Annotated in this window: 18 protein-coding genes; 4 read left to right on the top strand and 14 right to left on the bottom strand. The window is 36.9% G+C overall.

Annotation, left to right across the window (positions count from 1 at the left end; all coding sequences use genetic code 11):
- Window positions 1–138: 138 nt before the first annotated feature.
- From rlmD to Ana3638_RS06810, 7 genes are all read right to left on the bottom strand, one after another.
- Complete coding sequence (gene rlmD / locus Ana3638_RS06840) at window positions 139–1506, bottom strand: 23S rRNA (uracil(1939)-C(5))-methyltransferase RlmD (protein ID WP_161837358.1); 1368 nt, start codon at window positions 1504–1506, stop codon at window positions 139–141.
- Window positions 1507–1665: 159 nt separating this feature from the next.
- Window positions 1666–2607 carry a 3'-5' exoribonuclease YhaM family protein gene (locus Ana3638_RS06835; RefSeq protein WP_161837357.1) on the bottom strand — a complete coding sequence of 314 codons (942 nt, stop codon included), beginning with the start codon at window positions 2605–2607 and terminating at the stop codon, window positions 1666–1668.
- A 191-nt stretch (window positions 2608–2798) separates the two neighbouring features.
- Window positions 2799–3617: a sugar phosphate isomerase/epimerase family protein gene (locus Ana3638_RS06830; protein WP_161837356.1), complete on the bottom strand. Its 819-nt coding sequence runs from the start codon at window positions 3615–3617 to the stop codon at window positions 2799–2801.
- Window positions 3618–3643: 26 nt separating this feature from the next.
- On the bottom strand, window positions 3644–4474 hold the full coding sequence (locus Ana3638_RS06825) for a carbohydrate ABC transporter permease (protein ID WP_161837355.1): 831 nt from the start codon (window positions 4472–4474) through the stop codon (window positions 3644–3646).
- On the bottom strand, window positions 4474–5259 hold the full coding sequence (locus Ana3638_RS06820) for a carbohydrate ABC transporter permease (protein WP_161837354.1): 786 nt from the start codon (window positions 5257–5259) through the stop codon (window positions 4474–4476). Before Ana3638_RS06820 ends, Ana3638_RS06825 begins: the two co-directional genes overlap by 1 nt.
- Window positions 5260–5471: 212 nt before the next feature.
- Window positions 5472–6803 carry an ABC transporter substrate-binding protein gene (locus Ana3638_RS06815; RefSeq protein WP_202621579.1) on the bottom strand — a complete coding sequence of 444 codons (1332 nt, stop codon included), beginning with the start codon at window positions 6801–6803 and terminating at the stop codon, window positions 5472–5474.
- A gap of 59 nt (window positions 6804–6862) precedes the next feature.
- Window positions 6863–7873, bottom strand: a complete 1011-nt coding sequence (locus Ana3638_RS06810) for a Gfo/Idh/MocA family protein (RefSeq protein WP_161837353.1) — start codon at window positions 7871–7873, stop codon at window positions 6863–6865.
- 348 nt (window positions 7874–8221) lie between these two features.
- Here Ana3638_RS06810 and Ana3638_RS06805 point away from each other — a divergent pair, with 348 nt between their 5' ends.
- Entirely contained in the window at window positions 8222–9427 is a 1206-nt protein-coding gene (locus tag Ana3638_RS06805; protein ID WP_161837352.1) for an ROK family transcriptional regulator, read from the top strand.
- 102 nt (window positions 9428–9529) lie between these two features.
- Here Ana3638_RS06805 and Ana3638_RS06800 read toward each other — a convergent pair whose 3' ends face one another.
- Entirely contained in the window at window positions 9530–10900 is a 1371-nt protein-coding gene (locus tag Ana3638_RS06800) for a S1C family serine protease (protein WP_161837351.1), read from the bottom strand.
- Between the two features lie 301 nt (window positions 10901–11201).
- Here Ana3638_RS06800 and Ana3638_RS06795 point away from each other — a divergent pair, with 301 nt between their 5' ends.
- From Ana3638_RS06795 to Ana3638_RS06785, 3 genes are all read left to right on the top strand, one after another.
- The gene (locus tag Ana3638_RS06795; RefSeq protein ID WP_161837350.1) at window positions 11202–13577 is read left to right on the top strand and encodes an endonuclease MutS2; all 2376 of its coding nucleotides are present in this window, start codon (window positions 11202–11204) and stop codon (window positions 13575–13577) included.
- A gap of 137 nt (window positions 13578–13714) precedes the next feature.
- Window positions 13715–14431, top strand: coding sequence for a response regulator transcription factor (locus Ana3638_RS06790; protein WP_161837349.1), 717 nt, complete (start codon window positions 13715–13717; stop codon window positions 14429–14431).
- 185 nt (window positions 14432–14616) lie between these two features.
- On the top strand, window positions 14617–16038 hold the full coding sequence (locus Ana3638_RS06785) for a HAMP domain-containing sensor histidine kinase (RefSeq protein WP_161837348.1): 1422 nt from the start codon (window positions 14617–14619) through the stop codon (window positions 16036–16038).
- Between the two features lie 11 nt (window positions 16039–16049).
- Here Ana3638_RS06785 and Ana3638_RS06780 read toward each other — a convergent pair whose 3' ends face one another.
- The 6 genes from Ana3638_RS06780 to Ana3638_RS06755 all read right to left on the bottom strand — a co-directional run bounded on the left by Ana3638_RS06780 (window position 16050) and on the right by Ana3638_RS06755 (window position 20695).
- Complete coding sequence (locus Ana3638_RS06780; protein ID WP_161837347.1) at window positions 16050–16232, bottom strand: DUF6472 family protein; 183 nt, start codon at window positions 16230–16232, stop codon at window positions 16050–16052.
- Between the two features lie 318 nt (window positions 16233–16550).
- Window positions 16551–17051 (bottom strand): tRNA (cytidine(34)-2'-O)-methyltransferase, encoded by a 501-nt coding sequence (locus Ana3638_RS06775; protein WP_161837346.1) that lies wholly within the window; start codon window positions 17049–17051, stop codon window positions 16551–16553.
- Window positions 17052–17170: 119 nt separating this feature from the next.
- A complete protein-coding gene (locus tag Ana3638_RS06770) occupies window positions 17171–17638 on the bottom strand; it encodes a chemotaxis protein CheX (protein WP_161837345.1) in 468 nt (155 codons plus the stop codon).
- Between the two features lie 399 nt (window positions 17639–18037).
- Window positions 18038–19204: an aminotransferase class I/II-fold pyridoxal phosphate-dependent enzyme gene (locus Ana3638_RS06765; RefSeq protein ID WP_161837344.1), complete on the bottom strand. Its 1167-nt coding sequence runs from the start codon at window positions 19202–19204 to the stop codon at window positions 18038–18040.
- A complete protein-coding gene (locus Ana3638_RS06760; protein ID WP_161837343.1) occupies window positions 19201–19683 on the bottom strand; it encodes an Lrp/AsnC family transcriptional regulator in 483 nt (160 codons plus the stop codon). The genes Ana3638_RS06765 and Ana3638_RS06760 overlap by 4 nt, the downstream gene beginning before the upstream one ends.
- A 25-nt stretch (window positions 19684–19708) precedes the next feature.
- Window positions 19709–20695, bottom strand: a complete 987-nt coding sequence (locus Ana3638_RS06755) for an AIR synthase family protein (RefSeq protein ID WP_202621578.1) — start codon at window positions 20693–20695, stop codon at window positions 19709–19711.
- Window positions 20696–20753 lie beyond the last annotated feature (58 nt).

Genomic DNA, 20753 nt, shown 5'->3' with positions numbered 1-20753 from the left:
AGACCGCTGCAAATTCTTAAAAATGATTTACCCAGCTGTCAAAGCAGATATGTGCAATCCGCTATGCTTCTTGTTTGATTAAACCAGCCGGTTTATATTTTAAGAACGATGCAACAGTCCCCTGATATGTTTACCTATTTATCTTTTACAATTTAACAATGCTACCGTTTCCACATGAACACTATGGGCAAATTGATCCACTGCCTGAACCTTTATTAATTCGTATCCTCTGTCACAGAGATAACGCAGATCTCTGGCAAGGGTCGCAGGGTCGCAGGAAACATAGACTATCTTTTTTGGTGCCATCAATATAATAGTATCCAGAAGGCTTTCTTCACAGCCTTTTCTGGGCGGATCTACGACTATAACATCGGCGTAAATGTTATTTTCCTTATATTTTTCAGGAAGAATGTCTTCTGCTGCCCCAACAAAAAATTCTGCATTGATTATCTGGTTAATTTCAGCATTTCTCTTGGCATCTTCAATTGCCTGAGGTATAATTTCCACTCCGTATACCTGTTTTGCCTTACCCGCCAAAAATAAAGAAATCGTGCCGATTCCGCAGTATAAGTCCCAAACGGTTTCATCTCCATGCAAATCTGCAAACTTAAGTGCGATTTCATATAATCGCTTTGTCTGCTGCGGATTCACCTGATAAAAGGATAAAGGAGATATCTGATATTTAATATCACCTATATAATCCGTTATATAGGACTTCCCCCAAAGGTTAATTACTTTATCACCTAATATCACATTGGTATTTGCTTTATTAATATTTAAACTGATACTGGTCATTCCAGGTATTTCTCTTAAATTTTGTACCAGCTTATCCTGATGGGGAAGCTCATTTCCGTTAATGACGATGCATACCATAATTTCACCGGTTACATATCCAATTCTGGTAAGAATATGGCGCACTAAGCCATTGTGTTTTTCTTCCTCGTATATACTGATATTGTAATTTTCTAAAAAACTCCGTATGATTTGAATTAATTTATCATTTTCTTTAGCCTGAATAAAGCAATGATCTGTATCTATAATAGAATGGGTCCCACCTGCATAAAATCCCATTACAACTTTTCCCTCTTTGTTTCGGCTCACAGGAAACTGTGCTTTATTCCGGTAATAATAGGGTTCCTCCATCCCGATAATCGGTCCTAAAGGTAATTCCTCCTTAAAACCGCCTATACGCTCCAAACAGTTTCTTACCTTATTCTGTTTAAATAAAAGCTGCCTCTCATAACTTAAGTGCATAAGACTGCAGCCACCGCATTTATCCGCTATACCGCATTGTGGAGTTGTCCGGTAAGGAGATGCTTCAATTACTTCCATAAGTCTGGCATAACCGTAATTCTTTTTACACTTCATGGCTTTAACCCTTACTTTGTCACCGGGCAGGGCATTTTTAACAAATAAGGTGTATCCCTGGTATTTTCCGATACCCTCTCCTTCTGAACCAATATCGTCTATTTCAATAATTAATTCGTCATTTTTGTTTATTAACATTTCTGTCTCTCTTTCATTTCTTTAGAGTAAAAGCGGAAATTCTATTCCGCGAGGTGCGCATCCTGCCCGGTAGGGCTTTTTATTTCATAGGGAAGTTCGGAGAACTTTCCTATGAAATAAATATACAGGCAACACTATGAAAATGTGCTGCCTGATATCCTAGATCGTAGTACGCCGTATATTGGAATCAAATAAACGGCTTAATCCAAGCCAGGTTGATTTTTCATCCCCACTGTTTAAAATTTCGGTCATAGTCTGTAGTTTTGCATCCGTATTATCCGCAAAATTTAAAGCAAGAGCTTCAATAATCGCTGGTTTCTTAGGTGAACCATACTCCAGTTCCCCGTGGTGGGCTAATATACAGTGTTTTAACTGGGAAGCCAGCTGAACCGGGAAGTTTGGTATTGTTTTAATTCTGGTTCCTATAATTTCTGTTCCAATATAAATATGACCTAATAACTGTCCGTCATCCGTATAATCATTTTCGGGGAAAGCAGATAACTCATAAAGCTTTCCGATATCATGGAAAATGGCGGCTGTAATTAGAAGATCCCTATTTATCGCAGGATAATTTTGAGCATAATAATCACACAGTTTCACTACACTTAAAGTATGTTCCAATAAACCTCCGACGAAACCATGATGTACACTTTTTGCTGCGGAATGCGATTTAAAACCGGCTATAAAAGTTTTATCCTGCACGAAAAAACTTTCCGCCAGTTTTCTCATATGTGGTTGTTCGACAGAGCTGATAAACTTCAATAATTCATTATACATCTCATCGATATTTTTTGTGGTTGTAGGTACAAAATCAGCAGGATCATATTCTCCCTCCTGGCTTCTTCTTACCCGTTTAATATTAAGCTGTAATGCTCCCTGAAAACAGATTACCTGCCCGTCTACACGGATATATTCCATTGCTTCAAAATGGTCGATTCCGCCGGACAACTCCCATATCTTTGCATCTAATGTTCCTGATTTATCTTGTAGTAGCAGAGAATAATAATTCTTTCCTGCTTTTGTTTTTAATGATTGTTTTGTTTTACAGAGATAGGTTTCCGAAACCATTTCTCCATCCCTAAGTTCTCCAATATATCTCATTCAGATACCCGGCCTTTCTAATTCTTTTCACTCTAATTTTTATAGATTACCTTAATTCTATTATTTCTTACACCGGATTTTCCGTCGTCCCATACATTATACCTTAGCAGACTTTGGTTTTCAACCTTGTTATAAAAATAAAAATAGCCAGAGAAGTAATTTCCACCTTACTCCTCTGACACCTTTCTCTATTAAACCTGAATCAATTCATCCAATATTTTTTTTGCCATAATAATATCTTTTTTCTGTTCTTCTCCGGATATTTCCCTTTCTATGGTTATATCCCCCTGATAGCCGATTTCCTTAAGTTTTGCTATAAATTTCGGATAATCTACTCTTCCTTCTCCTAAGGGTTTTTCTTCTCCCAGATTTTTGCCGTCAGCAGGATACATTCCGTCTTTTCCGTGAATGCCAAGTACATATTTATCTAATATATCAAGTGCATCAATAGGATTTGCTTTACCATACATTAATAGATTAGCCGGATCAAGATTAACCCCTACATTATCATATCCAATATCTTCAATCGCCCTTCTTAAAGTAACCGGTGTCTCCTGACCGGTTTCAAATAAGAAATTCTGCCCATTTTCTTTACACTTGCCAATTAATTTCTTTAGTGCAACCAAGGTACCAGTATAATTTTCATCATAAGGATTTTCCGGTATATAACCTACATGGGTTACAAAGTCTCTGATATTCATTTTCTTAGCAAAATCAGAACCAAGCATTAATGTCTGCAAACGCTGAAAACGATAAGCAGGTGGTATTAATCCAAGAGTAAGCTGTCCGTCATAAAAATCCCAGGTTACAGGACCGGACCAGCCACACCAAAACGCTGTAATATTTACGTCATATTTTTTAACGGCTTGATTAACTAACTCAGCCATATCATCTGTAAATTTATTTTCATCCCAGCATACCAGCTGACAGCTGTTCATACCCATGGCCCGTAATTCTTCAAACTTCTCATTTATATTATTGTTAAGTTCTATTAAAACACCAACATTCATTCCGAATTCTCCTTTACCTGTTATGTTTAACCTTTTACTGCTCCTGCAGTTATTCCGCCGACAATATGTTTTTGCATAAATACGAAAAAGATTAGGCTTGGTATCGTTGACATGACTATCCCGGGTAAAGCATGTTCCCAATCTGCGGTCTGGGCGGAAAATTGCATATATAAAGCATTTTGTATATTTAAAGCGTTTTGTTTCCCTCCTACAATTAACTGATTGGTAATAACATCATTCCAGGTTGCCAGCGCATCCAATACGATTACCGTTGTAAGGATCGGTTTTAATAGCGGAAGTACCACTGAAAAATAAGTTCGGTATCTAGAAGCCCCGTCTATTAACGCACTCTCCTCTAATTCTAATGGAATTCCTTTAATAAATCCGTGAATCATAAATACCGCCAAAGGCATGCAAAGACCCACAGATACCATGATATAACCAATCTTAGTCCCATTCAAACCTACTTTAGATACTAATTTAGTTAAGGTAATCATATAAGCCTGAAAAGGAACCATCATAGGTAATATAATAAGTCCGAATATAACAGTACTATATTTTGTCTTAGTCCTTGCTAATTTATATGCTGCCATAGGTGCGCAAATTACAACTCCTAATACCGTACAAACGGTATATAAAAGGGTAGTTAACGTAAGTTGTGAGAATTTAAAAGTTGTCCAGGTCTCCTCATACATATTAAAATTAATACTGGATGGTAAGGACAAAAAATGCTGGATCATATCGTTATAGGGTTTAAACGAATTGATAAAAATCAGTAAAAGAGGCATAAGCCAAAATATGGAACAAGCTAATATGACCCATGATACTATGTCAATATCCTTATGTTTTCTTCTCATTATGCCTCAACCTCCTTGGACTTAGTAACTCTCATCTGGATAACCGTAACTACTAATACAGCAATAAAGAATACCAGTGATTTAGCTGTTGCAAGTCCATAACTACTATTGGTAAAAGCTTCTTTATAGATATTGTAAGCTACTGATATAGTGGAATTTGCCGGCCCGCCCTTTGTAAATACCATAATGACATCAAATAATTTAAATGCAAAGGTAAGAGATGTAAATAAACATATGGAGATAGATGGCATAATTAGCGGCAGAGTAATTTTCTTTGTAACCATCCCTTTGGATGCACCGTCAATTCTGGCTGCTTCCAGTACATCTACCGGAACCCCTATGATTCCGGCTATATAGGTAACCATGTAGAATCCTATGTTTTGCCATACAGTCATAATTACAACAACATAGAAAGCTAATTTGGGTGTACCAACCCAGCTCCAGTTAAAAAACTGCCAGCCGGTCATATCAAACAGTGCCTCAAATCCTGGTCCAAAAATAAATTTCCAGATTAAACTGATGGCTGTGAGGCTGATAAGATATGGAACATAATAAAATGCCCGGCCCAGGCTGTTCTTTTTCTTTTGTTTTGCAAGTTTTAAAGCGACTGCTAAAGATATGATATTAACAATTATTACATAAAAAACAGAATATTTTAAAGTAAACATAGCCGATTTTATAAATAAAGGATCATTCGTAAATATCTTTTTGAAATTATCAAAACCCACAAAAGTCATATCTTTACTGATGCCATTCCATTTAAATACAGAATAGTATAGATTCATCACAAAAGGAATATCCGACGCAAATAGTACAAACACTAAAGCCGGTATGGTGAAAATGGCAAAACATATTCAATCTGATATTTTTCTTTTTGTTTTGACACGCATCTTTTCGCCTCCCTGTTATAAAGCAAAGGGCTGCTGCAAAAATAATATATTCTTTCGAATTTGCAACAGCGCCTTTAAAATTTACTATAAAATCATATAGTTATTTACTATTGCGTAACCCAACCTGCCTGAAGAGCAGCGATTGCATCGTCTACTGGGAGATCACCTAACATATAAGCCTGAAGTGTAGGTCCCATGGTACTATCGTTATATCCGTCCGGATATAATGTATGAATCCACCCATTGGTTTTACCTGCTGAAATATAAGTTGCTGCATCATTTGCCAGTTTACCTGCAACCTGATGTTCTCCGGCTGCTGACGGAACAGAACCGATTGTATTACACATCCAATCTAAACCTTCATCGGAAGTTAATATGTATTCTAAGTATTCTTTTGCTAAATCCAGGTTTTTAGAATCTTTGTTTACTATATATGTCCAGGAAACAGATGATAAAAGTGTTGTATCATCCGGATTTTCACTTACAGGAAACGGTAAGAAACCAAGGTTTGCGTCAGGATTAAATTTATCCAGAGTAGCCTGACACCAATCACCCATATGGATAATAGCTGCTTCTCCATTTGCTAACATATTTTCTGAAGTTTCCCAATCAATTTCCAATGGTTTATCAGGACCATATTTAACTGCTAAATCCAATACTTTAAATAAATTCTTAAAATTCGGAGCAGTATCAAAAGTTAAAGAACCATCGTTCATAGCTGCAACCGTACCAGCTGCATCTTTAGACTTGTCCATTAAGAAATGTGTAGCGAACTGTCCTAATACCCAAGTTTCTTTTGCTGCAAGTGCAAATGCGGTGATACCGGCTGCATCTAACTTCTTACAAGCATCCTCTAATTGTGATACAGTTGTAGGAACTTCGGTGATACCGGCCTTTTGAAATAGATCCTTATTATAAATAAGCCCCATATTTTCATATGTCCATGGTAACGATTTTATATTACCATCTGCATCTTTGCCTGTATCGATTGCCGCTTCATTAAACTTTACCAAAGTATCCGAATCATTGGTCCAATCATAAGCGAAATCATAATAAGACTTAGCTTGTGTTCCAGTCTGTACGGCAAATACATCCGGAACATCATCAGAGTTAACCCTTGCCTTTAATATGGTATCCGTATCATTGGCAGCATGCTGTACTTCAACTTTTACCCCTGGATGACTCTCTTCAAAGCTCTTAACTAATTCATCATATCTTTCAAGACCATATGCCTGGGCGTCAAATACCGTCAAAGTCACATTCTCACCTGAAGCAGCACTTGTATCTGCACCAGTATCCGTACTTCCTGCTTCACTTGATACGGTAGACGCTGAACCGGCATCATTATTTGTTTCTGTTGATGCACCCCCTCTGCACCCTGCTAACGTAAATACTACCATTGTCAAACTTAACATTAATGCTAGAGATTTCTTTAACATAAAATTTCCTCCTTGATTTGCTTAATAGTAAATTTAACTATAGAGATAATAAAATATTCTTATTTCATTGCCTCTGATAATTCGTTTAAAGTAAGTAAAACTGACTTAACACCTTCTGACAGCGGAGCAATTTTAATAGGTTTATTATTCACTAAACACTCTATGAAGTATTTAATCTCCGTATAATATGCACCTAAACTGGAAATATTTATGCCCGCAGTATCATCCTGTACATCATATTCCGGTTTTATTTCCGGAATTGTAACTGTTCCGTCCTTATGATAAATGCTCACATGCGGTTCATGTAAGCCGGAAAAAACTATGGTTGCTTCCTCGAAAGCAGCTCTGTAATATGCTTCAAAAGGCATTTTTGATGAAATATCCCATGTTCCTTCTACTACTGCAAAAGTATCTCCGAACTCATATGTGGTAACTACCTGATTCGGCATTCCGCTTTCAAATTTTGTTGCGTATACTTTATAACTATCCGGTTCGCCTATCATATATCTAAGAAAATCCGTATCATGTATATGGAGGTCTAATATAACTGATCCGCTTTTGTTTATATCATGGAACCAGTCTTCCCACCCCCAGGTAGTATCTCCACTCAATCTATGCATCATAATAGATTGAAGCTTTCCATAAGTTTTATTATCATAGGCATCTTTTAAAAACCTATATTCATCAAAACATCTTACTACCTGACCTACCATAACCGTTACGCCGGTTTTCTTTTCCGTATCTAATAATCTCTGACAATCTTCCTTACTAAGACATACCGGCTTTTCCACAAAGACGTTTTTTCCCTTTTCCATGGCCTGAATTGCTAAATCAGCATGTAAGTAACTGGGAACACAAATATGTACGATATCAACATCTGCATTTTCAATTAAGTCCTTACCGTATTTAAATTTTTGAACATTTGACCACTGTCCGGCCGCCTTTTCCAAAAATTCTTCTCTGCAATCTGCAACTGCGGTTACCTGGATATCATATTGCTTAGATAATTCTTTTAAGGACAGATTATGTACGGTTCCCATTCCTCCGCAACCAATAAGTCCTACTTTCATAATGACACCTCTTTTCTAAAAGATAAAGTTATTAGTTTGTCCACCCACCTTATTAATTGTCTTTAAAAAAAAGTCCCCATTATCCTAGCGCACAGTTGTCATGTCATAAAATTTGTTATTTAGGGTAATTTTTGGAACTTTTAATCTATTCTCATGATAACACTGGCAATCTTTAATGTCAATTCCTTTTTTATTAAATCACTAAAAATAAAATTATTGCTAAAATAATGTGATTATGGTAATATTTATATATTAGTAAGTTAATTGGATTAATTAATTGACATACCCCTCAAAATCCCTCAATATGTTTCAATTTTTCTAAGATATAATATACCAGGAGGTATTAACTTGAAACTAGTAAATCAACACCTAATTAAAGATTCTAATATGAAACTGTTATATAATGCAATATATAATAATAGTGGCATCTCCAGAGCACAATTAGCTAAATTATCTAATTTGAGTAAAACAACGGTCTCTACTCTTATAGATGAATTAATTAACCGCGGTTTTGTTTATGATTCCGGAGTAACGGATTCAAATAATGTTGGCCGTAAGCCAAACAGTCTGCATGTAAAACCATCCAGCTATTATGTTGTCGTTTTTAGTTGGATAGAGAATTTTGTTAATTTATATTTAATGGATATAACAGGCGCCACAACCTTTGAACTTCATCTTAAATTGGAAGGGGATGATACTTATGTCTCATTATCCCGTAAATGTATGGATGAAAATATCCTGACTCAAGTAAATAGAGAACAAATCCTTGGTGTCTGTGTAGTTGTATCTGCAATGATAGATGCTGTTAATGAAGAAATTTACTCAACAACCCTCAGTCTGCCAAAATCGGAGGGTATGAATCTTATTGCATCATTAAAATCAACATTTCGTGAATTTCCCGTAGCAATACTGGAGGATACCGCCTGTTCTGCATATGCTGAGAAAGTATACGCTCGTGTGACCGAACCCGACTTTGCATTCATAAATTTTAGTCGTGGTATAGGAGCAACTCTTTTTATTCGAAATAAAATGGTTGGTAAAGCAAATGGAGCATCTACGCAGTTCGGACATTATACCGCAGATCCGGATGGTGTTCTGTGTGCCTGTGGTAACCGAGGCTGTCTTGAAGCTATGATGGGCGAAAGTGCTCTAGCTAAAATGGTTAAGTCTGAGGGTGGCAGCCCGGCTTTAGACCGCCTGCCGGCAATTACTTTTGCAACACTGGGTAATGCTGCTCTATACGGAGATGCCGTATCAAAAAAAGTAATAAAAGAGATTGCTCATGTTCTATCCTATGGTCTGGCTAACTTAATCTCCATTGTAAATCCCCATCTTATAATACTTGGTGGTAAAAGTATTCTTCTTGGTGATTTATTTTTAGAGGAGATTAATAAAAATTTAAAATCTACAGGTTTTAGAAGAATGGTTGATAACGTGGAAGTACAGTATTCAAAATTAGATTCCAATGCTTTTTTAAATGGTGCTATGAAATACTTTTTTGATGTTCATTACGCATTTACGAAAGACTTGTCTAATTCATTTTTTATAGGATAATAGGGTTTTATATATTTAATTAATTTAGTAATGAAACAAATTACATATCAAAAAGGCTCTTAAACCATAAATTTAAGAGCCTTTCATTATCTGTCTTTTTTATTATTTCTTCCCAAGCACAACTTCTAAATCCATTTCTTTTGATGAGTTCTTAGTATTACGCCTGATGGTAACATTCAGAGTAGATTTAGGTTCACTCGCCGTTATCAGACTGTTAAAATTATTCACGGATAAAATCTCTGCTCCATTAACAGAAAGAATAATATCACCACTCTGCAATCCTGCTTCCAAAGCCGGAGAGTTTGCCTCAACTTCGGTAATATAAATACCATTGGTAATACCGGCTTGCTTTAATGCAGCGTCCGTCATGTCTGCTCCTTTAATCCCAAAATAACTTCTTTCCCTGTTATTTACCAGGCTTTCAATGACTTCTTTTATTTTAGTTATACCAATTACCGTATTAACATTCTGATTATATTCATCTTTTAACTTCTGAGTAATAATACCAATTACTTCTCCACGGAGATTGACGATTATTCCATCGCTGTTTTCATTATCATGAATATCGGTAGTGAATAAGTCTATCTTATTGTCTGTAATATAAGTACTGGTATCCTTACTGGTTATAATTCCATACTCCATAGAATCTACATATCCGTTGGGACTTCCCATGGCAATTATTGGCGTACCGATTATCAATGGATAAGATTCACCCAAATTTATTACCTTAATATTACTTAATACTGTATCCGGTATATCATCAAGGCTTACGGCTATAACTGCAAGATTAAGATCACTGTCATAATCCTGAAGTTTTGCTTTGACATCTAAAGAATCTGTTAAAGTCACCCGAATATTTTTAGCATCCTGAATTCTGTCGTAACTTACCAAAATGAGTAAATCAGCTCCATTATTGGCTACAACCAATCCTGAGGATACTTCTGAAGCCTCGAATTCATTATTAAACAATACATCTACACCATTCTTAATGCTGGTAACATTAAGAATGGATTTATCTACTTCGCTGGCAACATTTCTTAAATCCATATAGATGTTATTTAAATCCTGTATGTCTGCCTGAATATATTTCTCTATTACTACCGTATCGGGTTTCGTATCTTCTTTCGTTTCTTTTTCGCCCTCACTGCTAATTGGTTTATCCGTTTCCAGTGTATTTGTATTCTCCGAGCCACCCGTGTGTGTTTTGTTTTGATCCGGATCTGTTGAACTTTCCGGTGTGGTCGTTGGAAATTCAACTGTTTTTTTGTCCTGATATTTTCCTAAAATTTTATTAATTGCAGGCTGGGAAATGCAAAATGAAACACCTGCTACAATACCAAAAATACATGCTAATACTATCGTCCAGGTTACGGAGTAAAACATTCTTCTAAACTTAAATTTCTTTTTGGACGCTATCTGTTCCTGAATAAAAGAGTACTCTTTCTCATCCTTATTATTGTTATCATTAGACATTTCTTTTCTCCTTTAGGACAATCCGTATGTTTATTTTAACATTTACATATGAACATTATATGAATGATTTGTAAACAAAAGGGTATTTCATTAGGTATTTTTAAATTATAGTTTTATTTTTAACGAAAATAAGGTAAAATAAAGAATTAGAAAGTAACTGCATTCCGTCTTTTGTATTCCTATCGTCGGATGTAGGGCGGTTAAGACACCGCCTTTATTGGCAAATTGGAAAACAATTACCGATAAGTATTATTATAAACGATAATTGGAAATAGGCAATAGTTTAATATGGAGGAAGCATATGAATGAAAAAGCTTTATTTAAATTAGAATATAATAAAATTATAGATAAATTAATTTCTTTAGCCGGTTCAGGGCTGGGCAAAGAATTATGCGCTGCCTTGCAGCCCAGTGACAATATTAATGAGATTCAATCAAGGCAGAGAGAAACTTCGGATGCCTTATCCCGGATTTACCGTAAGGGAAGTTTAGGTTTTTATGGGTTACATGATATCCGGGGTTCTTTAAAGAGGTTGGAGATCGGATCCACACTTGGTGCGGGAGAACTTCTTCATATCAGTTCCGTATTGGATGCGGCACTGCGTATTAAAGCTTATGGCGTCAGGGACAACGAGGAAAATGCAGGTGACTCCCTGGATGAAATGTTTTCTTCCATAGAACCCTTAACTCCTCTTAATAATGAAATAAAACGCTGTATCGTAAGTGAAGAAGAAATTGCAGATGATGCAAGTCCGGCTTTAAAAAGCATCCGCCGCTCCATGAAAGTAACCAATGATAAGATACATGAGCAGTTAAATTCTTTAGTAAACTCCTCCAGGACCATGCTTCAGGAGAATATCATTACCATGCGTAACGGCAGATACTGTCTTCCTGTTAAGCAGGAATACAGAGGCCAGTTTCCCGGTATGATTCACGACCAGTCCTCTTCCGGTTCCACCTTATTTGTCGAACCGATGGCGGTAGTAAAACTGAATAATGATTTAAAGGAACTGGAGATTAAAGAGCAGGAAGAAATTGAGAAGATACTTGCGGATTTAAGTAACCAGGCAGGCTTTGAAACGGAAAAACTGGATAACAATGTCCGGGTTATCGCACAGCTGGATTTTATATTTGCCAGAGCAGCCCTGTCAAAGCAGATGAAAGGTACGGAGCCTGCCTTTAATGATAAAGGTATCATTAACATAAAAAAAGGAAGGCATCCTCTAATCGATCCTAAAAAGGTTGTTCCTATCGATATTGCTTTGGGAAATGATTTTAATCTTTTGGTTATTACAGGCCCAAATACAGGCGGTAAAACCGTTTCCCTGAAAACTGTCGGACTATTTACTCTTTTAGGTCAGGCTGGTTTACACATTCCTGCATTTGACGGATCCGAGTTAGCCGTATTTGAAGAGGTATACGCAGATATTGGTGATGAGCAGAGTATTGAGCAAAGCCTGAGTACTTTCTCCTCCCATATGACCAATACCGTATCCATATTAGAGAAAGCAAATTATAAATCCCTGGTTCTTTTTGATGAATTAGGCGCCGGAACCGATCCTACGGAGGGTGCCGCACTGGCTATGGCTATCTTATCAAACCTTCATAAACGTAAAGTCTGTACTATGGCAACTACCCATTACAGCGAATTAAAGGTATATGCTCTTTCAACGGAAGGGGTTAGTAATGCCTGCTGTGAATTTGACGTAGAAACCCTGCGTCCCACTTACCGGTTGTTAATCGGGATTCCCGGTAAAAGCAATGCATTTGCTATCTCCTCAAAGTTAGGGCTTCCGGATTCTATCATAAATGATGCCAAAAATCTGATCGGTGTACAGGATAAAAGCTTTGAAGACCTCATCAGCGATCTGGAGAAAAACCGAATCGCAATGGAAAATGAACGCCTGGAGATCAGTAAAACCAAAAAGGAAATTGATGAGTTACGCCGCAGGCTGGAACAAAAAAATGAAAAGATTGACAATGCTAAAGATAAACTTATGTCCGAGGCAAAAGAAGAAGCAAGAAAAATTCTGCAGGATGCCAAGGATGTTGCCGACCGAACCATTAAGAACTTCAATAAGTGGAGTGCCGAGGGCGGTATCAGCAGAGATATGGAAAATGAACGTACTGCCCTTCGGGAAAAATTATCACAGGCAGAATCCGGTCTTGCCATAAAAAACAGTAAAAAGTCTAGGAAAACGCCGAAAGCGAAAGATTTTAAATTGGGCGATTCTGTAAACGTGTTAAGCTTAGGATTAAAAGGTACGGTAAGCAGTCTTCCAAATGCCAAAGGCGATTTATATGTTCAGATGGGTATTTTAAGATCCCTTGTTAATATAAGCGATTTAGAATTAATTGATGAACCGGTTATCACCGGACCTAATATAAACCGCACCGGCAGCGGAAAAATTAAGATGTCTAAAACCTCTTCCATTAGTACGGAGATAAATCTGATCGGTAAAACGGTTGATGAAGCCCTCCCCCTCCTGGATAAGTATTTAGATGACGCATACCTTTCCCATCTGCCTCAGGTTACCGTTATCCATGGGCGGGGTACCGGAGCCCTCAGAAATGCCGTACACTCCCATTTAAAGAGGACAAAATATATAAAATCCTACCGGGAAGGTGCTTTTGGGGAAGGCGGCCAGGGTGTAACCATTGTCGAATTTGCACAATAATGGAATATAGGATTTAATAATATAAATAACTGTTTGGGTTTGAAATTCTATTACGGGCAATTCAGTTATTCTGGGACTGCCGATAATTTACTGTATATGAATTTTAAACCTGATACACATATTGAGTAGGAGGTTCTATGGCAACGAAACAAAAAATATTAATTGTGGATGATGATGTAAATATAGCGGAATTAATCTCCCTCTATCTTACCAAGGAATGTTTTGATACTCTTATGGTACATGATGGGGAGGAAGCAATTCTTAATTTTGCAACTTATCAGCCGAATCTTATTCTGTTGGATTTAATGCTTCCGGGAATTGACGGTTATGAGGTCTGCAGAGAAATCCGTAAAACCTCTTCCGTACCTATTATTATGTTATCCGCTAAGGGTGAAATCTTCGATAAAGTATTAGGCCTGGAACTGGGGGCAGATGATTATATCATAAAACCTTTTGATTCCAAGGAACTAGTTGCCCGCGTAAAAGCGGTCTTAAGGCGTTTTCATCCAACGGCTGCACAGGTTCCTGAAACTACTGTTTCCGAACAAACCGGGGATTATGTTTCCTATCCGGACCTGGTAATTAATCAATCAAATTATTCGGTACTATATTATGGTAACACAATTGAAATGCCTCCAAAAGAGCTGGAACTATTTTATTTCCTGGCTTCTCATCCAAACCAGGTATTTACCAGGGAGCAGCTTTTGGATCATATCTGGGGGTACGAATACATTGGTGATACCAGAACCGTTGATGTGCATATAAAACGTTTAAGAGAAAAAATAAAGGATCATACCTCTTGGAGCTTGTCTACTGTTTGGGGTATCGGTTATAAATTTGAAGTTAAAAAGTAACGGTAATATCTGAAAATAATGTAACTAAAGCTGTAACCGCAGCAGACGGATATATTGGGCAGTTTCGCAAATAAACCAGCAGAATGCACGGGGTGTAGTGTGAATTTATTGAAATGAATAATTCACACCCTGATTAGAGGCAGTAACACATCTGCCAGCAGATGTGTTATGCAATGGGAGCTAGTATGAAACAATATTTATGGATTAAACTTCTGATTTGTTATATTTTCTCTGCAGTATTTATGTTTATACTGCTTAATACATATGCTGCAAACCGCTATGAAGATAAATTAATCGAAGATAAAAAGTCTTTATTATATAACGAGGCAGCGTCTATTTCCGATGAATATATGACCAGCTTTTACAATGAAGAATTATCCCTTCCTAACCTGACAACACAGATTAAGACCATCGGAGCTATTCTGAATGCCCGTATATGGATTGTGAATAATTCCGGCTTTGTTATTTCAGATACGAAACCGGATGCGGAAAGTGATAGTCCGATTAATGTTCTGGACATGAATCCGGACTTTCTGGATTCAACCTTTCACAACCATACTGTCATGAAAGGTGTCCTGTCGGAACCAATGCTAAGTGTAGTATATAAGGTGATTTATAAATATCAGGTACAGGGTTATATTGTTATGCACTCCTCTATTAGCAGCATACAAAAAGAATGTACCCATGTAGTTGATATTATTAATATTTGTTTTATCCTTTTTTTGGGATTTTTATTCCTTATATTCTCTTATATTTATTATTTGACAATCATACCTTTAGGTAAATTAAATAAAGCTGCCTCCGAATACACCAAGGGGAATTACTCTTACATCTTAAAAATGAAACGGCAGGACGAGTACGGAAGTCTCGCTAACTCTATTTCTTATATGGCCGGTGAAATCAATAACCTGGACGATTATCAAAAGAAATTTGTAGCGAATATTTCCCATGACTTCCGGTCTCCACTAACATCCATAAAAGGATATGCGGAGGCCTTGCAGGATGGTACGATTCCTTATGAAATGAAAGACAAATACCTGGGTATTATACTTTTTGAAACAGAACGCCTGAATAAACTGACAACAAGCCTTTTAGCCTTAAATAGCTTTGAAAATCACGGTACTTTATTAGAAATTGTATCATTTGATATAAATCATATTATTAAGAAGACAGCAGAAAGTTTTGAGGGTGCCTGCACCCAGAAAAAGATTACTTTAAATCTAATCTTTGCATCCAAAGAAACCTTAGTGGATGCCGATATGGGTAAAATTCAGCAAGTGCTTTATAATCTCTTGGATAATGCCATTAAGTTCAGCCACCACAATTCTACGATTAAAATTTCAACGGTAGAAAAAGGGGATAAAGTATTCATCTCTGTGAAAGATAATGGAATTGGAATTCCAAAAGACAGTATTAAAAAGATATGGGAGCGTTTTTATAAGACGGATGCTTCCAGAGGAAAAGATAAAAAAGGTACCGGTCTCGGCCTTTCCATAACCAAGGAAATTATAGCTGCCCATAATGAAAATATTAATGTAATCAGCACGGAGGGTGTGGGGACAGAATTCATCTTTACACTGCCAAGAACGGAAGGATTTCTTTTGTAAGGAGACATCTTTTACATTTGTTTCCTTACAATCTTATATTCATCATTAAATTTAAAATGCGGACAATTATCGTACGTATTCCTTAAAAATTTGCCCATCTCATCTTCATCCAGATAAATGTCACAACCATAACAGTTATATTCTTCATCATAAATATAATTACTACAATATTCGCAGTTTGTTTTTTCTTTCATGAAAGATACCTCCAAATTTTTTTGAATATACAAATCTATCTTTTACTTTTGTATTAATTGAGGTAAGGCCTGCTTATTCCAAGCCTTGTTACCTACTCATAAACTCCCGTAGGGTTTTATTTCATAGGGAAGTTCTAAGAACTTTTCTATGAAACCGGAAGAAACACGCTTTGCGAGTATCTTCGGTTCGCGGGGGCGTTCAAATGATTGCAGGCAAGCTTGCTAATTCTCACTTTGCTTTCGCTGAAATAAAAAAGTACATCAGGATTAGACTTTTGTCCATCCAGTTGTACTTCTCTTCATTATTGATAGAATTAACTATAAACTTTCATCCCATGTGTGGCGATGTAACTGTCCGGTTCTTTTCATGCCCGAAAAGTTATTCTGGCGTAATGCTTCATAAAGTACGATTGCAACCGAATTAGCTAAATTCAGAGAACGAATTTCTCCTATCATGGGTATACGTACTGCGGTATCTTTATTTTGTAGAAGAATTTCTTCCGGAATTCCGGCACTTTCTTTTCCAAACATAAGAAAGCAATCCGGATCATAGTCTACTTCCGTATATGTGTGAACCGCTTTGGTTGTCGCCATATATATTTTTGCATTGGGGTTTCTCTTCAGAAAGTCTTCATAATTATCATAAATCGTTACATCTAAGTCTTTCCAATAATCAAGTCCCGCCCGTTTAATTTCTTTTTCATTTAATTTAAAACCTAAAGGTTCTATTAAATGTAATCTGGTTCCGGTTGCCACACAGGTTCGTCCTATATTTCCGGTATTTGCCGGTATCTCCGGCTCAAATAATACTACATTCATCTTTACTCCTATTTTCTAATCGAATCATTTTCGATTATTGTATAACTTAAAACAATCCCCTTATACTCCACTCCCTTTATGTAGAAAGAACTTTCTATTTAAATTGGAGGAATTATTTCTTAATCTTTTAATGCTACATTAATTTCAATTGCTCTACTCTCATCATAAATCAATGGTATACAGATATTCTGAGAATAATTATTAGAAAAGGTTACATTACCCGTGCAAAGAGTTGGCGGGGTAATATCAATACCAATACCTTTTGTTGAAAATATGGTAGCAGTATTACCCATAATCATATTACCTAATTCACATACTGCACTGGTAGATAACTCATCTAACTGGGCAACCGGCATCATAATCATTTTAGATGCAATATCACATGCCACTGAATTAGGAAATGCTATCATAGCTTGGCCACGTATTTCTCCTGTTATACCAATCATAATAACTAATGTGTCATCTGTAAAATCAGTACTTTTTACATATGGTTTCCCGATTTTAACATCTACAAAGCACATATCCTTTAGTATTTTTGTAGCCGCAATTAAAAATGGATTAATGTGCTCTGCATTCAATCCTGCCATAATTTATCCTCCTAAGTAACTCGTCTTTCGTTTAGTGATCACAAGAGCCTATAAACCAACTCCCGCGCTGACGCGCTGTCGCTTTAGTGACAATTTCCCAAAGGATTTTTCTCTTTTGTCTGTTTATACGTTTCCCGCGGAGCGTTTTATCTTATAGGATACATTACCCATAAGACAAAATTAATCATAATTCGATTTTATCACAAATGTAATACAGATTACAATATAAAATATTTATTTAACAAACTAAATTAGTACAGTTCATCCTTGGAGCTGAATTGTACTAATGATGTACAAAAATTATGGATTCTGCATAATCTCGCGTGTATATGTGGCGAATTTTTCGCTTCACCCCACTCACATATAACACCTCGCGGTACCATAGGCTGAACTGTAATACTACTTACACTTGTGCCTTGCAACAAATCGCTCCATTCGTTCAATTGCTATTTTCAGGTTTTCTATGGAATAGGCATAAGATATTCTTAAAAAACCTTCTCCGCATTCGCCGAAGGCTGTACCCGGTACCACAGCTACCTTTTCTTCTTTTAAAAGAGTAGTTGCAAATTCATCTGAAGTCATACCTAAACTCTTAATACAGGGAAAAACATAAAAGGCTCCATAAGGTTCAAAACATTCCAGTCCCATTTCACGAAAAGCATGAATTAGATATCTTCTTCTCTGGTCATAAGCATCCCGCATTGTTTCGACATCGGAATCTCCGTTTCTTAAAGCTTCTATAGCTGCATACTGGCTGGTTGTAGGAGCGCACATAATAGCAAACTGATGGATTTTTACCATCTGTTCAATAATAATTGCGGGTCCAACAGCATAACCTAACCTCCAACCGGTCATGGCATAGGATTTGGAAAAACCGTTAATTAAGATTGTTCTTTCTTTCATCCCCGGAAATTCGGCAATGGATACATGTTTCTTACCATATGTTAATTCTGAATAAATCTCGTCAGACAGGACAAAAATATCTTTTTCTTCTACTATCTTAACGATGTCCTCCAGGTCTTCTTTCTCCATAATTGCCCCTGTTGGATTATTGGGAAAGGGCATTATCAATACTTTGGTTCGGTCGGTAATCGCATCCAAGAGCTCTTCTTTCGTAAGTCTGAATTGATTTGCCGCTTTTAATTCTATAATAACCGGCTTGCCTCCTGCTAACGTAACACAGGGTAAATATGATACATAACTGGGCTGGGGAATTAAAACTTCATCTCCCGGATCCAGCATGGCACGCAGGGCAATATCAATTGCTTCACTTCCGCCAATGGTTACAATAGTTTCATGATCCGGATGATAGCGCAGTCCAAACCTGCGGTTTAGATAATTGCAAATTTCTATTTTTAAATCTTTTAATCCTGCATTGGAAGTATAAAAGGTTCTGCCCTTTTCCAGAGAATAAATACCCTCTTCCCTGATATGCCATGGAGTATCAAAGTCCGGTTCACCAACACCTAAAGATATGGCATCTTTCATTTCACTAACGATATCAAAGAATTTTCTTATGCCGGATGGTTGTATATCAACAACTATTTTAGATAATGGGTTTCTCACGGTGTAATCAGCATCCTTTCGTCGTTGGTTTCATGTACTAATGGTAATCCATGTTCTTTATATTTCTTTAACACAAAATGCGTTGCCGTACTAAGTACCGCTTCCATAGGAGCTAATTTACTGGATACAAAATTGGCAACTTCCCTCATACTTTTACCCTCAATAATTACGGTCAGGTCAAAACCGCCGGACATAAGATAAACCGACTCCACTTCATCAAATTTATATATTCTTTCTGCAATTTTATCAAATCCCTGTCCTCTCTGAGGGGTAACCTTTACTTCGATTAAAGCCGTAACTTTTTCACTTTCCGTTTTATCCCAGTTAATTAAGGTCGGGTATCCACAGATAATAGTTTCAGCCTCTAATTCCTTTATCGTTGCAGATATTTCTTCTTCGGAACTTCCTAACATGGCGGCCAGGTCTTTCGCAGTTAATTTACTATTTTTATCAATGGCTGCTAATATTTTCTCTCTCATTTTATTGTTTCCTTTCCATGTGATATTATTTTAGGCAATGATACAACTCATCACTTTTTGGTGGTGCTAAAAACCGTTTTTCTTCATCATTTCTCACCACCCGGTCATTTCCCGGTGTAATCCGCCCGATTACGGCGGCCGGAATATTACTTTTCTTAAGAACCTCTACCAGCTCATTGGCTTTATCTGTTACCATAATCATAACTCCGCTTGAAATCAGCTGATATGGATTTAAGTCGTAAAATTCACAAATCTCTATGGTTTCCTGTTTTATTGGAATCTTTTTTAAATCTACCTCAAGACCTACTCCCGAGGCTTCCCCTAATTCCCATAAAGCTCCAAATATTCCGCCCTCCGTTACGTCGTGCATGGAGGTTACTCCCAGCTTTCTTGCTATTTTAGCTTCCTCTACAACGGATATATTCTGTATAAAATTTTTAGCACCCGATATAAAATCCCTGGTGTATTTACCGGTCAATTCATTTTCTTTCATTTTAGCAATAATTGCTGTTCCCTCAAGACCTGCCCATTTTGTCATTACGATTTCCTGTCCGGGAATGACGCCAGCTGTTTTAATCATATGCTGCTTTGGCATTTTACCAATTCCGGTAACCGTAATAACAGGTTGGTTAACAGCTGCAGTTATCTCCGTATGTCCGCCCATAATTTCAATATTCAGCTTTTCACATACACCTTCAATTTCCTGCATTATTTCTTTTAAATCAGATTCCCTGAATCCATCCGGTAATAAGATTGTCAGCATAATTCCTACAATCTCCGCACCATTCGAAGAAATATCATTGGCAGTGATATGTACGGCAAGGGTTCCCATGTCCTCAGTGGTTCCGGTAATTGGATCCGTTGAGATAACAAATACTTCGTCTTCCTTTAGCTCCACAACACTGCAGTCTTCTCCTACACCCGGACCAACCAGTACTTCTTCCCTCCTATGTTTTATTTGTTTCAAAATAGATCTTTTTAAAACAGTTTCTGAAACTTTACCAATATTCATACTGCCTCCTATAAAACTAGCAAAGCAGATATTCATCCGCTTTGCTACTTGTTTTTTT

The sequence above is a fragment of the Anaerocolumna sedimenticola genome (assembly GCF_009931695.1).
Taxonomy (GTDB): domain Bacteria; phylum Bacillota; class Clostridia; order Lachnospirales; family Lachnospiraceae; genus Anaerocolumna; species Anaerocolumna sedimenticola.
Note: the sequence above shows the minus strand (reverse complement) of the source record. Positions and strands in the feature narration are given on the sequence as shown.

Excerpts from the sequence above, each read along its gene's own strand:
- Ana3638_RS06775 (WP_161837346.1), bottom strand. The coding sequence starts at position 17,051 with ATGAATGTAGTATTATTTGAGCCGGAGATACCGGCAAATACCGGAAAT.
- Ana3638_RS06770 (WP_161837345.1), bottom strand. The coding sequence starts at position 17,638 with ATGGCAGGATTGAATGCAGAGCACATTAATCCATTTTTAATTGCGGCT.
- Ana3638_RS06795 (WP_161837350.1), top strand. The coding sequence starts at position 11,202 with ATGAATGAAAAAGCTTTATTTAAATTAGAATATAATAAAATTATAGAT.
- Ana3638_RS06755 (WP_202621578.1), bottom strand. The coding sequence starts at position 20,695 with ATGAATATTGGTAAAGTTTCAGAAACTGTTTTAAAAAGATCTATTTTG.
- Ana3638_RS06785 (WP_161837348.1), top strand. The coding sequence starts at position 14,617 with ATGAAACAATATTTATGGATTAAACTTCTGATTTGTTATATTTTCTCT.
- rlmD (WP_161837358.1), bottom strand. The coding sequence starts at position 1,506 with ATGTTAATAAACAAAAATGACGAATTAATTATTGAAATAGACGATATT.
- Ana3638_RS06780 (WP_161837347.1), bottom strand. The coding sequence starts at position 16,232 with ATGAAAGAAAAAACAAACTGCGAATATTGTAGTAATTATATTTATGAT.
- Ana3638_RS06800 (WP_161837351.1), bottom strand. The coding sequence starts at position 10,900 with ATGTCTAATGATAACAATAATAAGGATGAGAAAGAGTACTCTTTTATT.
- Ana3638_RS06825 (WP_161837355.1), bottom strand. The coding sequence starts at position 4,474 with ATGAGAAGAAAACATAAGGATATTGACATAGTATCATGGGTCATATTA.
- Ana3638_RS06810 (WP_161837353.1), bottom strand. The coding sequence starts at position 7,873 with ATGAAAGTAGGACTTATTGGTTGCGGAGGAATGGGAACCGTACATAAT.
- Ana3638_RS06815 (WP_202621579.1), bottom strand. The coding sequence starts at position 6,803 with ATGTTAAAGAAATCTCTAGCATTAATGTTAAGTTTGACAATGGTAGTA.
- Ana3638_RS06820 (WP_161837354.1), bottom strand. The coding sequence starts at position 5,259 with ATGAATCTATACTATTCTGTATTTAAATGGAATGGCATCAGTAAAGAT.
- Ana3638_RS06760 (WP_161837343.1), bottom strand. The coding sequence starts at position 19,683 with ATGAGAGAGAAAATATTAGCAGCCATTGATAAAAATAGTAAATTAACT.
- Ana3638_RS06830 (WP_161837356.1), bottom strand. The coding sequence starts at position 3,617 with ATGAATGTTGGTGTTTTAATAGAACTTAACAATAATATAAATGAGAAG.
- Ana3638_RS06790 (WP_161837349.1), top strand. The coding sequence starts at position 13,715 with ATGGCAACGAAACAAAAAATATTAATTGTGGATGATGATGTAAATATA.
- Ana3638_RS06835 (WP_161837357.1), bottom strand. The coding sequence starts at position 2,607 with ATGAGATATATTGGAGAACTTAGGGATGGAGAAATGGTTTCGGAAACC.